The sequence below is a fragment of the Azonexus hydrophilus genome (genome assembly GCF_001956855.1).
GTDB classification, from domain to species: Bacteria; Pseudomonadota; Gammaproteobacteria; order Burkholderiales; family Rhodocyclaceae; genus Azonexus; species Azonexus hydrophilus_A.
On sequence record NZ_MTHD01000001.1, the window covers coordinates 381,107 to 394,889 of the forward strand.

General features: G+C 61.9%; 9 protein-coding genes. 4 read left to right on the top strand and 5 right to left on the bottom strand.

The genetic code is table 11. The features are described 5' to 3' along the window. Position 1 precedes the first annotated feature (1 nt). The 4 genes from BJN45_RS01845 to BJN45_RS01860 are packed head-to-tail and all read right to left on the bottom strand — an operon-like array spanning position 2 to position 7,060. Positions 2 to 559, bottom strand: coding sequence for a response regulator (locus BJN45_RS01845; protein WP_076091482.1), 558 nt, complete (start codon positions 557 to 559; stop codon positions 2 to 4). Next, positions 556 to 1,872 (bottom strand): HD domain-containing phosphohydrolase, encoded by a 1,317-nt coding sequence (locus BJN45_RS01850; RefSeq protein ID WP_076091484.1) that lies wholly within the window; start codon positions 1,870 to 1,872, stop codon positions 556 to 558. The genes BJN45_RS01845 and BJN45_RS01850 overlap by 4 nt, the downstream gene beginning before the upstream one ends. Beyond that, positions 1,869 to 4,106, bottom strand: a complete 2,238-nt coding sequence (locus tag BJN45_RS01855) for a PAS domain S-box protein (RefSeq protein ID WP_076091486.1) — start codon at positions 4,104 to 4,106, stop codon at positions 1,869 to 1,871. Before BJN45_RS01855 ends, BJN45_RS01850 begins: the two co-directional genes overlap by 4 nt. Further along, the gene (locus tag BJN45_RS01860; RefSeq protein ID WP_076091488.1) at positions 4,106 to 7,060 is read right to left on the bottom strand and encodes an EAL domain-containing protein; all 2,955 of its coding nucleotides are present in this window, start codon (positions 7,058 to 7,060) and stop codon (positions 4,106 to 4,108) included. The genes BJN45_RS01855 and BJN45_RS01860 overlap by 1 nt, the downstream gene beginning before the upstream one ends. A 160-nt stretch (positions 7,061 to 7,220) precedes the next feature. On the opposite strand from BJN45_RS01860, the gene gpmI reads away from it, so the two are divergent. Genes gpmI through BJN45_RS01875 form a run of 4 tightly spaced genes read left to right on the top strand, consistent with a single transcriptional unit; the run spans position 7,221 to position 11,035 of the window. Then, on the top strand, positions 7,221 to 8,861 hold the full coding sequence (gene gpmI, locus BJN45_RS01865; protein ID WP_076091490.1) for a 2,3-bisphosphoglycerate-independent phosphoglycerate mutase: 1,641 nt from the start codon (positions 7,221 to 7,223) through the stop codon (positions 8,859 to 8,861). A gap of 8 nt (positions 8,862 to 8,869) precedes the next feature. After that, on the top strand, positions 8,870 to 9,094 hold the full coding sequence (locus tag BJN45_RS17735; protein ID WP_170873006.1) for a hypothetical protein: 225 nt from the start codon (positions 8,870 to 8,872) through the stop codon (positions 9,092 to 9,094). Next, entirely contained in the window at positions 9,072 to 10,397 is a 1,326-nt protein-coding gene (locus BJN45_RS01870) for a PAS domain-containing sensor histidine kinase (RefSeq protein ID WP_170873007.1), read from the top strand. The genes BJN45_RS17735 and BJN45_RS01870 overlap by 23 nt, the downstream gene beginning before the upstream one ends. Beyond that, entirely contained in the window at positions 10,397 to 11,035 is a 639-nt protein-coding gene (locus BJN45_RS01875) for a response regulator (RefSeq protein ID WP_076091494.1), read from the top strand. The genes BJN45_RS01870 and BJN45_RS01875 overlap by 1 nt, the downstream gene beginning before the upstream one ends. A gap of 44 nt (positions 11,036 to 11,079) precedes the next feature. On the opposite strand, the gene BJN45_RS01880 is transcribed toward BJN45_RS01875, so the two are convergent. Continuing rightward, positions 11,080 to 13,779, bottom strand: coding sequence for a response regulator (locus BJN45_RS01880; RefSeq protein WP_076091496.1), 2,700 nt, complete (start codon positions 13,777 to 13,779; stop codon positions 11,080 to 11,082). Between the last annotated feature and the right edge of the window lie 4 nt (positions 13,780 to 13,783).

The window sequence follows — 13,783 nt, forward strand, 5'->3', positions numbered from 1 at the left end:
GTCAATCCACGCCGGGGTCGAGCACCACTGAACCATCGGCACCCCAGTTAACCTTGGTGATGCCGGGTTCCAGGCGTTCCAGGCGTTCCGCTTCCAGCTGTTCCGCTGTCTTGTCACCCATTTCCAGGCGCACCAGATCGGCCAGCTGGCGATTTTCCAGCAGCAGGTCGCGATGGGCCAGGGCCTGGCCGATGGCCGACATCAGGTCGTAATCGTTCCATGGCTTGCCGATGAAACGTTCGATGCCGACTTCGTTGACCGCACGGACCAGCGCATTGAGGTCGGCATAGCCGGACAGGATCAGGCGCGCGGCATCGGGCTGGATCGCCTTGGCCGCCTTGAGGAATTCGATGCCGTCCATTTCCGGCATGCGGTAATCGCTGATGAACAGGTCGAAATCTTCCTGGCGGGCGATCTTCAACGCCTCCAACGGAGAATTGGCAGCGACCACGTCGAGCGTGAACTGCTTGCTGCCGTACGTGCATGGTGCGACGCGCAGCAGTCGCTGCAGGGCTTTGAGAATGGAGGCCTCGTCGTCGACGATCAGGATGCGGCTCATTTTTCCTCCTGGCGGATGTAGACCGTAAGATTCTGTTGTTCTGCCTGCTCGAGGCGCAGCAACTGGCCGATGATTTCGGCGTTGAGGACGCTGCCGGTGGCGAGCAGCAGGTAGCCGTCCCGATGCATCAGGTCGCGACTCACCGTCATGCCCGGCTTGAGGTGCATGGTGCGCAACGGCAGTTCGACCGGGCCGGTTTTCAGGGTTTCGGAAATCAGCTTGACGAAGACGTCGACCGCAGCAGGGTCGTAACGCTTGCCCCGGTTCTCGATCAGGAAGTCGATGGCCTCGGTCGGCTTCAGCGGGCGCTGGACCAGCGTGCCGATCTGGAGTGAATCATATTCGTTGACCACCGTCAGGATGCGCGCGCCCTGCGGAATGGCGATGCCGGCGATGCGGTCCGGGTAGCCGCTGCCGTCGTAGCATTCGTGATGGTGGCGGACGATCAGCGCGGCGTCCTTGAACTTGTCGATACCGATCAGGATGTTCTGGCCAATCACCGGGTGCTTCATGACCAGCGCACGCTGCTCGGCGCCGAGCATGTTGTAGGGTTTGCCGAGCAGGTCGTCGGGCAGCCCGAGCTTGCCGATGTCGTGCAGCAGGCCGGCGAGCATGATGTTCTGCACTTCGCTGTCGTTCAGTCCCATGCGTTTGGCGACGGCGCGCGCATGCTCGGCCACGCGCCGGCCATGGCCGGCCAGCTGTTTGCCGACCGGGCCGCTGCGCAGTTCGATCAGGCCGGCGAAGACCTGGACGCTGGTCATGAAGGATTTCTTCAGTTCGCTATGCGCCTGTTCGACGAAGCTCAGCGCCTGACGCAATTCGGCCGTGCGCTCGGCAACCTTCTGTTCGAGGCTGGCGTTGAGCGATTTCAGTTCCTCGTTCTGCGCCTGGGTCAGGGCGGTCAGGCGGCGGTTTTCGGATTCCAGGCGCTGCCGCTCGGTCGCCTCGCGGACGACGGTGAGCATTTCGGTATCGTCCCAGGGCTTGGCGATGTAGCGATAGATCTCGCCTTCGTTGATCGCCGATACCGTCGAGGTGATGTCGGCGTAGCCGGTGAGCAGGATGCGCATCGCCTGCGGCCAGCGCTGGCGAACCTGCTTGAGGAAGGTGGCGCCATCCATTTCTGGCATGCGCATGTCGGAAATGATCAGGTCGATGCTTTCCTGTTCCAGGATGGCCAGTCCGGCAGCACCGCTTTCGGCGGTGAAGATGCGGTAGCCGTGGGGCCGGAACAGCCGGCGCAGGGCTGACAGGATGCTCGGCTCGTCATCGACGAGGAGCAGGGTGGGCGCGTCGCTCGCCTCGGTCATTGTGGATTCTCCTGTGCGGCGCTGGTGGTCGGGTGGATGGGCAGCGTGATGCGGAAGGTGGTGCCTTGTCCGGGAATGCTGTCGACGGCAATTTCGCCTTGATGCCGCTGGACGATATTGTAGGAGACCGACAGCCCGAGGCCGGTGCCCTTGCCGATCGGTTTGGTGGTGAAGAAGGGTTCGAAGATGCGGCGCAGGTTTTCCGGGTCGATGCCGTTGCCGGTATCGGAAAACTCGATGCAGACCTTGTCGTCGCCAGCCCGTTGCGTACGGATGGTGATCGTGCCCTTCTTTTCGATGGCGTGCCCGGCATTGACCAGCATGTTCATGAAAACCTGGTTGAGTTGCGATATCAGGCAATAGACCGGCGGGATGTCGCCATATTCCTTGATCACCTGACACTTGTACTTGAGTTCGTTCCAGACGATGTTCAGCGTTGAATCGATGCCCTGATGCAGGTCGGCTTCCTGCCATTCCTGTTCGCCGACGCGCGAGAAGGTCTTCAGGTCCTGGACGATCTTGCGTACCCGGCCGATCCCGTCCTTCGACTCGGCGAGCAGTTTGAAGATGTCTTCGCGCATGAAGTCGAAATCGCGCTCTTCACGCAGCTGTTCGATGGCCCTCAGGTTTGGGCGGCTTTCGTCCTGCTGTTCGGCGGCCGTGGAGTAGGCATCGACGATGGTCATCAAGTCGTGGAGATAGCCGTCCAGCGTGCCAAGGTTGGAATGGACGAAGCCGATCGGATTGTTCAGCTCATGGGCAATACCGGCGGCGAGCTGGCCGATCGAGGCCATTTTTTCCGACTGCAGCAACTGGTTGTTGGCTTCTTCCAGGCGCTTGTTCAATTGCCTCTGGTGGGTCAGGTTGTCGGAAATCAGCAACTGCTGCTGCTTGCGTTCGGTGATGTCGGTGAGCACGCCATCGTAGAACACCGGCAGGCCGTGCTCGTCGCGCGTCACCTTGGTGCGGTCGACGACCCAGATCACCTTGTTTTCTGCGGTGATCAGGCGGTATTCCTGTTCGTAGCCGGGGGCGCCGGCGGCCGTGTGTTTCATCACCTCGTCGGCGATGCGGCTGAGGTCGTCAGGATGGACGATGCTGGCAAAACCGGGCTGTCCGGATTGCAGTTGTTCCGGGGTGTACCCCCACTGGCGGACGTTTTCCGAGACAAAGACGACCGGCCAGCCATTGCTGGCGGCCCAGCGGAAACAGACGACCGGGCTGGCGTTGACCACCTGCATGGCCAGGCGCAGTGCCTTGTCGGCACGCTGGCGGCGGACGATCCGCCAGGTTTCGTTGCCGATAAGCTGGACGGTTTCGATGTCGTAGGTGGTGTAGTTTTCGTCCTTGTTGCCGACGCCGGTCATCATGCGCACGATGCCGTTTTCGATGACCGGCACGCTGATCAGGCGGGTCATCTTGGAGTGGCCGTCGGGCAGTCCATGTCGATTGGTGGCAGTGGCGTAGTCATTCACCATCAGCGGTTCGCGCGTGCGCGCCGCATCGGCCCAGATGCCGGCTTTGCTGAGCGGGTAATGGCGATCGGCGACGGCCGTGCAGTATTTTTCCAGCGTGTTGCGCGACCAGGCAATCAGTTCGATGCTTTCGCCGTCATCGTTGATGAAATGCATGAAGCCGATGCGGCTGCCGGTCAAGGATTCGGCGCGCTCCAGCGCGTATTGCATGAAGCCGTGCTCGTCGAGGGTTTCCGCCTTCTGCGGCAGTTCGATCAGGACCATCGAGCGATCGACCTGGTTGGCGAACTGCTTTTCCGCCAGCTGGCGCTGGGTGATGTCCTCGATGACCACGGTGAAGTAATCAACCTGCTTGTTGGATAGGCGGATCGCTTGCGCCGCCAGGTTGACGAAGACGACGCTGCCGTCGGGGCGCAGGAAACGTTTTTCCAGCGCGAACCCGTCACATTCGCCGCGCAGAACGGATTCGAACAGCTGGATGTTGGTCTGGCGGTCGTCGGGATGCGTCAGGTCGATCCAGTCGCAACTGGTCAACGCTTTGGCCGAGTAGCCGAGCATCTGGCACAGGGCTGGATTGACCTCGATCCAGCGTCGCTCGACCGAGGAGCGGGCCATGCCGACCATGGCGTTTTCGAAGATGGCGCGGAAATGCTTCTGTTCGCGATGCAGGCGGGCCAGCAGGACACCGGGCAGCAACAAGGCCATCACGCCGATCAGGACGATGACCGGCCAGTGGGCGTCGAAACTGGCTGCCGGCATCAGTGTTCCTCTCCTGCGTTGCGGCGCTGGTTTTCCTTGGCCAGCCGGAATGCCTGGCGGACTTCCTCGCGCAATTGATCATCATCCCAGGGCTTGGTCAGGAACTTGTAGATGGCACCGCGATTTATGGCACCGGTGACCGAGTCGAGGTCGGTATAGCCGGTGAGGACGATGCGGATGGTGTCCGGGTAGAGCTGGCGAACGCGCGAAAAAAACTCGGTGCCGGACATTTCCGGCATGCGCTGGTCGGAGAGGATGACGTGAACCGGTTGCTTGGCCAGATGTTCGAACGCATCGAGCGGCGAGGTCGCAGTCAGGATCTGGAAACCTTCGCGGCGGAGCAGGCGTGACAGGGCATTGAGAATGTTCGGCTCGTCGTCGACGATGAGCAGTGTCTGCTTGCCATCTGACGGCAAGTCGGCAATCGGCAGGCTGCAGCGTCCGGCCAGCAGTTGTTCGAATTCGGCAGCGGGCAAGGCCGGGCTGAACAGGTAGCCCTGGATGGCGTCGCAGCGTCGCCCGCGCAGGAAGCGCGCCTGGGCTTCGGTCTCGACGCCCTCGGCAAGGATCGACAGGTTCAGGCTGCGGGCCATGACGATCGCCGAGGTGGCGATTGCCGCATTCACGGGGTTTTCGATGATGTCGCGGACGAAGCTCTGGTCGATCTTGATCTTGTCGAAGGGAAAGCGCGAAACATAGGACAGCGACGAGTAGCCGGTGCCGAAATCGTCGAGCGAGAGCTTGATGCCGAGTTTCTTCAACTTGTGGCACATCGCAATCGCTTCGTCGACGTCGTCGATGAAGGCGCTTTCCGTGATTTCGAGTTCCAGCGCGTTGGCCGGCAGGCCGCTTTCGGCCAGTGCCCGGGCCACCGTCTGCGCCAGGTTGGCCTGGCGAAATTGCCTGGCGGAGAGGTTGACCGCAAGACGCAGCGGCGAGGCCAGTCCCAGGTCATGCCAGCGCCGGGCCTGGTGGCAGGCGGTGTGCAGGACCCATTCGCCGATCGGCAGGATGAGCCCGTTGTCTTCCGCCAGCGGAATGAACTCGGCCGGCGAGACCGAGCCGAACTGCGGATTGTTCCAGCGCAGCAGGGCCTCCATGCCGATCACCTTGCCACTGTCGAGGCTGACTTGCGGCTGGTAGAAAACGGCCAGCTCGTTGTTGGCGAGGGCATCGCGCAAGGCCGTTTCCAGGCCGAGGCGACGGGCAGCATCGGCATCCATCTCCGGTGAATAGAAGCGGAATGTATTGCGGCCGGCCTGTTTGGCGCGGGCCAGCGCGATGTCGGCGGTTTTCAGCAGTGTGTCGGGGGTGTCGCCGTCGCGCGGGGCGAGGCTGATGCCGATGCTGGCGGTCAACAACAGTGACTGGCCGTTGGCGGAAAAGGGAACAGCGATGGCTTCCAGCAGGCGCTGGGCCAGGGCGAAGGCATCGCGTTCGTGGCCCATGTTGGCCATGACGAAGCCGAACTCGGTGCCGGAGCGGCGACCGACGGTGTCGCCATCGCGCACCTGCAGCATCAGGCGGCGGGCAACTTCCTGCAGCAGCGAATCGCCGACCGGTGGGCCGAAGCTTTCGTTGACCAGGCGGAAGCGGTCGAGGTCGAGCAGGATCACGGCCGTCTGCCGGTCGAAGCGGTTGGCGTTGATCAGCGCCTGCGACAGACGGTCGGTCAGCAGGTTGCGGTTGGGCAGGTCGGTCAGCGGATCGAAACTCGACAGGTACTGGATGCGCTCGGCGGCCTCCTGGCGTTCCGACAGGTCGCTGAACAGGCCGACATAGTGGGTCAGGGATCCGGCCTTGTCGCGGACGGCCGAAATGTTCAGCCATTCGGTGACCAGTTCGCCGTCCTTGCGCCGGTTGGTTATTTCTCCCTGCCAGTTGTCCTGCTTGTTCAGGGTTTCCCACAGGCCCTGGTAGAAGGCGGTGCCGTGCTTGCCGGATTTGAGCATGGCAGGGGTGCGGCCGATGGCTTCCTGTGCCGAATAGCCGGTGACACGCATGAAGGCATCGTTGACCGTCAGGATGCGGGTGTCGCGATCGGTAATGCAGATGCCGTCGCTGATGCCGGTAAATACGACGGAAGCCAGTTGCTGCTCGATTTCTACCTGCTTGCGCTGGCTGATGTCGGAGATCGTGCCAGCGGTCAGCAGTGTTTTTCCCTGGCTATCCAGATGCAGGGCCTGACCGCGTCCCTCAACCCACAGCCAGTGGCCGTCGGCGTGCTGCATGCGGAATTCCTCGATCCGGATTTCGGCGCCTGGCGGCGGTGGGTGGCGCATCGCCTGTTCGATGCGCGCACGGTCTTCCGGATGGATGTGCTCGAAACTTTCGGCCAGGGTTACGGGAGAGCGCTCGAGTCCGAGCATCTGGCAGAGGTCGTGATTCCATTCGATGCGATCGCTGGCGTAGTGGTATTCCCAGATGCCGAGTCCGGATGCGGACAGGGTGAGCTGCAGCCGGGTGGCAAGTTGCTGGTTTTCCAGCAGGCGGCGTTTTACTTCCTGTTCCAGCCCGGCATTTTGTCGGGCCAGCTGGTCGCGCGCCCGTTTCAGTTCGATGTGGTTCTGTACCCGGGCACGAAAGACGGCGGCCTGCAGCGGTTTGGTGATGTAGTCCACGGCGCCTTCGAGCAGCCCGGACTGCTCGTCGCTGGGCGAATCAAGGGCGGTGACGAAAATGACCGGGATGTGCCGTGTGGCGGTATTTGCACGTAGCCGGGCGAGCACGGTATGTCCGTCCATGCCGGGCATCATGACGTCTAGCAGGATCAGGTCGGGCTGCGGTTCCAGTTCGGCATATTGCAAGGCGGTCGGTCCGTCTTCGGCCAGCCGGATATCGACATCAAGGGCCTCCAGCATGGCCGAAGCGACTGCCAGATTGGCCGGCACATCGTCGACGGCGAGCACGACCGGTCGAGACGCTTTGCCGATCAGGGAATCCGGTTCTGCCATCGGGCACTCCTTGCAGATTTGTCAGTGTTTTTAGTTTGGCTCCGTGTTTCTGTCGAGGCAAGCGCTAACGGTTAAAATGTGCAACTTTTCTGTGCCATTCAGCAACTGCTCGGCCGGTTGCTGAATGGCACGCCCGGCTCATTTTTTCGCAGGAACGCCCATGCTGCAAAAACTCTCTTCCTTCCCCGGCGTTACCGGTCCGGTCGTCGTTATCGTCATGGACGGCTATGGCTTGCCGAAAAGCGACGTCGGCAGTGCCATTGCCGCCGCGCAGAAGCCCAATCTCGACCGTCTCTTCGCCAGCTGTCCGAATATCCGGTTGCGTGCCCACGGTACGGCCGTCGGCATGCCGTCCGACGACGACATGGGCAATTCCGAAGTCGGCCACAATGCCATCGGGGCCGGCCAGGTCTATAGCCAGGGGGCGGCGCTGGTTGCCGATGCGATTGCCGACGGTGCCATATGGGCCGGCGAAGCCTGGCAGCAGATCGTTGCCGGTGCGAAGGCCGGGCGCGGTGTGATCCACTTCATCGGCCTGTTTTCCGACGGCAACGTGCATAGCCACATCGATCACCTGAAGGCCATGGTGCTGCGTGCCAAGGCGGAAGGCGTTGCCTGCGTGCGCATTCATGCGCTGCTCGATGGTCGCGATGTGCCGGAAACCAGTGCGCTCGACTACGTTGTGCCCTTCGAAGCCTTCCTCGCCGAACAATCGACCGCCGGTTTCGATGCCCGCATCGCCTCCGGTGGCGGTCGCCAGTACATCACGATGGATCGCTACGATGCCAACTGGGCGATGGTCGACAGGGGCTGGAAGACGCACGTGCTCGGTCAGGGGCCGCAGTTCGCCAATGCGACTGCTGCGGTCAACGGCCTGCGCGAGCAAAATCCGGGGACGATCGACCAGGATCTGCCGGCATTCGTCATCGCCGACGATGGCCAGCCGATCGGCACCATCGAGGATGGCGACTCGGTTGTCTTCTTCAACTTCCGCGGCGACCGCGCGATCGAAATCACCCGCGCCTTCGTGGAAGCCGATTTCGACCGCTTCGACCGCGTCCGCCATCCGCAGGTCACTTTTGCCGGCATGCTCCAGTACGACGGCGACCTGCAGTTGCCGAAGCGTTTCCTGGTGGCGCCGCCGGCGATCCGTGACACTTCCGGCGAGTGGTTCAGCAAGATGGGGCTGGCCCAGTTCGCCTGCTCCGAAACGCAGAAATTCGGTCACGTCACCTATTTCTGGAACGGCAACCGCTCCGGCAAGTTCGCCGGCGAAACCTGGCAGGAAGTGCCGAGCGACGTCGTCCCGTTCGAGCAGCGGCCGTGGATGAAGGCTGCCGAAATCGCCGATGCGATGATCGCGGCAATCCAGTCAGGCAGCTACAAGCTGCTCCGCTGCAATTTCGCCAACGGCGACATGGTCGGCCATACCGGTAACTTCCGCGCCGCGACGATGGCTGTCGAAGCCGTCGATCTGGCGCTCGGCCGCTTGTTGCAGGCCGTCGAAGCTGCCGGCGGGGTAGCGTTGATCACGGCCGATCACGGCAACGCCGACGAAATGTTCGAGCTGGACAAGAAAACCAGACAGCCGGCGCAGAACCCGGATGGTTCGTTCAAGGCCAAGACCGCGCACACGCTCAACCCGGTGCCGCTGATCCTGTTCGATGCAGCGACGGGCGGCAGGCTTGGGCTGCAGCAGACGGAAACCTGTGGCTTGTCGAATATCGCCGCGACCGTGGCCAATCTGGTCGGCTACCAGAAACATCCTGTCTGGGACGAGAGCGTGTTGACCGTCGCCTGAAGCGAAGCATGACTGCAGAGATTTCGCGCCATCAGCCTGGTGACTTCCAGCGCCAGGTCGAAACGCACGAGCATCCGCACCGGCGCGAACAACAGCTGCAGAGCATTCTCGACAATGTTCCGGCAAAGATCGGTTACTGGAACCGTGAATTGCGTAACGGTTTTGCCAACAATGCACTATCGTGCGTGGTTTGGTCTGGATCCGGCAACGTTGCCGGGAAAGCATATCCGTGAGGTGATCGGGGAAGAGCGTTATCTGGCAAATCTACCGTACATCGAGGCGGTGTTGCGGGGTGAGGCGCAGTTGTTCGAACGGGAGATTCCGTCGCCCGACGGCCGGCACATGCGGCATTCACTGACCAACTACATTCCGGACGTCGTCAACGGCGAAGTGTGCGGATTTTATGTCCTGGTTTCCGATGTGACCGTGATCAAGGAGACGGAGCGTCGCCTGCAGGTCAGTGAGGCGCGTTACCGGGCCGTGCTGGAGGATCAGACGGAACTGATTTCCCGCTTGCGCGCCGATGGTGGCTTCCTGTTCGTCAATGAAGCCTACTGCCGTTTCTTCGGCAGAAAGCGAACCGAGCTGATCGGGCGTCGCTGGCACCCGGTTACCCATCCGGATGATCTGCCGATGATTGAACAGGCGCTGACCCGCTTGTCCCGGGATTGTCCGGTCGTGACGGTTGAGAACAGGGTCTTTGCGGCTTCTGGTGAACTGCGCTGGATGCAGTTCGTCAATCGCGGTTTTTTCGATGCGGCAGGCAAGCTGCTGGAAATCCAGTCGGTAGCCCGGGATATCTCCGAGCGCAAGGCTGCCGAAGCGCAAGCCAGACTGGCGACGGAACAACTGGAGCAGCGGGTGGCGGAACGCACCGAGCAGTTGCGAAAACTTGCGGTCGACATGACCCTGGCGGAAGAAAAGGAGCGCCAGGTAATCGCCAGGGATCTGCACGACGATCTCGGGCAACTGCTGCACGTCGTCAAGATCAAGCTGGAAATGCTGATGCCACAGCAGACAACTGAAGACGGCGAGAGTCTGGTCCGTCAGATCGATCACCTGGTTCGTGATGCGAGTTCGCGGGTTCGCTCGCTGACGGCCCAGCTCAGTCCGCCGGTACTCGAACGTCTCGGGCTGGTGCCTGCGCTTTACTGGCTGGCGGCGGAGTTCGGGGATGCCTACGGAATCGACATCCAGGTGCTTGACGATGGCTTGCCCAAACAATTTGCGCCGGTTCAGGCATTCATATTGTTTCGCTGCGCCCGGGAACTGCTGGTCAATGTCGCCAAGCATGCCGCGTGTTCGGAGGCTCAGGTCGAGTTGACCTCAAATGAAGCCTCATGGGTGTTGCATGTCCGTGATTCGGGCAAGGGCTGTCCCGATCTTGACGCGGCGGCAGCGGCTGGCGGGGGGTTTGGCCTGTCCAGCATTCGCGAGCGGATCGCTTACCTGAACGGGCAAACCCGCTATCGCTCGGTGCCGGGAGAAGGTAGCGAAGTGACCCTGAGCATCCCGCAACGATGGGAGACGGATTGATGAAACCGATCACGATAGTGCTTGCCGATGATCACAAGATGTTTCGGGAAGCCCTGAAACTGTCATTGAGTTCTGTTGCAGACATCCTGCTGGTCGGTGAGGCGGGCTCTGGGGCTGAAACGCTGGCTGCAGTCACAGCGACCCGGCCGGATGTCCTGATCCTGGACATCGCCCTGCCGGACATGAATGGCATCGAAGTGGCAAAGGAACTGAAACAGAGTTTCCCGGCGTTGGGGATCGTCGCCCTGTCAGGTTACGCAGACCGGATGTTTGTCGAGGAAATGCTCAAGGCTGGGGCGGCTGCCTATGTCGTCAAGTCAGCCGGCGCGGATGAACTGGTGGCAGCCATCCGGGCGGTGGCGCTCGGTGAGCGCTACATGTCTTCCGATGCCCAGAACAGCGTAATGCAGGGGGTTGTCCAGAAAGACACGCCGCCGCGCAGTGTGCTCAGTCCGCGCGAACAGCAAGTGCTGCGCCTGCTGGCCAGGGGCATGCGCAGTACGCAGATCGCCCAGGAACTGGGCATCGCAGCGACAACGGTCGAGGTGCACCGCAGGAACATCAAGGAAAAGCTGGGCTTGCATTCGGTGGTCGAGTTGACTCGCTATGCGATCCGCGAAGGCTTGGCCGTTGCCTGATAAAGGCTTGGAGCCGGATCCTGGACATCCAGAGTCGGCGCCAATCAATGGAGCGCGGGCGAAGCCAGCCACTTGTCGAGCGTGGCGAACAGGTCTTCCGGCCGAACCGGCTTGGCAATGAAATCGTTCATGCCGGCCTCGAAGCAGCGCGCTTTATCCTCAACGAAGGCATTTGCCGTCATTGCCAGGATGGGCGTATTGGCATAGCCCGGCAATTCGCGAATGCGCCGGGTGGCTTCCAGTCCGTCCATGTTCGGCATCTGCATGTCCATCAGGATCAGGTCGTAGCTCTGGGCTGACGCCATGCGCAGGGCCTCGCGGCCATCTTCGGCGCAATCGGCATGCAGGCCGATTTCGTCGAGCAGTATCTGGGTGATTTCGCGGTTGATCGGCTCATCTTCGGCGAGCAGTACGCGGTGCTGGCGCGAAGACAGCGTGCTTGCGGCCAGTACGCTATGTTCCGGTGCTGCGCCATTGCCGGCAGCCTTGTCGCGGCGCAGGCGAGCGGTGAACCAGAAGGTGCTGCCGTGACCCGGGACGCTATCGGCGCCTGCCTGTCCGCCCATCAACTCCGCCAGCTTGCGGGTGATGGCCAGACCGAGGCCGGTGCCGCCGTATTTACGGGTGGTCGTGTTGTCGGCTTGTTCAAATGCCGAAAACAGCCGCCCCAGCGCATCCGGATCGATGCCGATGCCGGTGTCGGTGACCGTGAAGCGCAGCAGTACCGAGTGTTCGTCGCTTTCCTTGAGCTCGGCTGACAGGCGGACGCTGCCTTGCTCTGTAAATTTGACGGCGTTGGTGGCGTAGTTGAGCAGGGCTTGTTGCAGCCGGGTGGGGTCCCCGTGCAGGCAGTCCGGCAGCCCCGGGTGTTCGACCAGCAGACGGATGCCCTTGCTGTCGGCGCGAGACTGCAGCATCGAGACAATGTTGCTGAAGAGACTGTCGACGTTCAGCGGCAGGTCTTCCAGCGTGAATTTCCCGGCTTCGATCTTGGACAGGTCGAGTACCGCATTGATGATTTCCAGCAGGTGGGTACTTGCAGTCTCCAGCTTTTCCAGGCGCAGGTTCTGTTCTTCCGTGAGTCCGGCGCGGCGGATCAGGTGCGCCATGCCGGTGATCGCATTCAACGGCGTACGGATTTCATGGCTCATGTTGGCGAGGAAGGCGCTCTTCGCGATATTGGCGCTTTCTGCGGCTTCCTTGGCAATTTCCAGTTCGCCGGTGCGGCGGACAACGAGTTCTTCCAGGTGTTGGCGGTAATGCGCCAGTTCGGCTTCGGTCTGTCGTGCTTCCGTGACGTCGCGGGCGATCACCATCAGGGCGAGGCGTGCGCCATCCTCGGTGAACAACGGGATTTTCCGGACGTCGCAGATGCGTTGCGCCTCGTTGCCGGCATTCAGGTATTCGATGCTGTGCGCAATACTGCCGGTGCGCCAGGCTTTTTCATCGGTGATCGCGGCATTTTCGTGGAAGGCCCGATAAGCCGGCCGCTCGCTGGCCAGTTCCCGATTGCTCTTGCCCAGCCAGGGAAAGTTTCGCAGTCCGAGTACCTTTTCTGCCGCCGGGTTGATCTGTTGCCAGCGACCCTGGCCGTCCTTGAGCACGACGCTGTCAGGCAGGGCGTCGATGAAGCTGGAGAGACGGGCGTTGCTGTCACGAAGTGCGGCAGTGGCCAGGTGGATGTCGGTAATGTCGCGGAAGGCCACTACCGAGCCGCAGTGTTCTCCCTCCCGCCACAGGGGATTGATGGTCACGATCACCGGAAAGCAACTGCCGTCCTTGCGCCAGAACCACTCGTCACCACTGCGCCGGATGCCGTCCATGCTCGTCTTGTGCACGGGGCATTCGCAGCTCGGGTAGGGCGTACCGTCGTGGCGGCTGTGATGAAACAGCGCGTGGATGTCGGCGGCAAGGATTTCTTCGGCACTGTAGCCCAGCAATTCGCAGGCGGTCGGGTTGACGAAGATGCAGCGCTGTTCGGCATCCAGACCGAAGACGCCCTCACCCAGGGCTTCCAGGATCGAGTGCTGACGGGCGAGGTGGGTGGCCAGTTCGTCGACCCGGGCCTCGATGGCGCGGGCCATGACCGAGAAGTTCTGGCTGAGTTCACCGATTTCGTCGGTGCCGGTCAGCGGGAGGGGGGCCCGGAAATCGCCGGCGGCGATGCGGCTGCTGGCGGCGGCCAGTGTCGTCAGGTGGCGGGTCAGCCAGTAGCCGACGGCAAAAAGCACGAGTGCAGTCAGCAATATGCCGGCGAGAGCAATCAAGACGCCCTGCAGCAACAGTTCCCTGCGCGCCTCGGCAAGAAATTTCAGCGACAGGCCATATTGCAGTTCGCCATAGTGTTGACCGTAGATTTCAATGGGAAAGCGCGTATGCAGGATGCCATCGTCCCGGACATCGCTGCCGGGTTCAGGCAGGGCCTGGGTTTCCGGCCAGCGGCTGCTGGCCAGGCGGTGTCCCTGCGGATCGCTCAGCACCAGGTACTCGATTTCCTCGTTCTGCTGCCAGCCATCGAGGATGTCGCGCAGGGTGGCGTAGTCGCGCGTGGCCAGCGGTACCGCAACGGCGACCTTGTAGGCTTGCTGGATGGTTTCCTGGTGGCGCAAGGTCTGTTCGCTCAGGCGCTGGTCGATCAGGCGCAGGCCGTTGCCGATCAGGATGGTCAGCACCAAGATCTCGATCGCCAGACTGGCGATCAACAGGCGGAAGCGCAGACTGCGGGTGAAGGCCGGGAGTTTCAAGGCA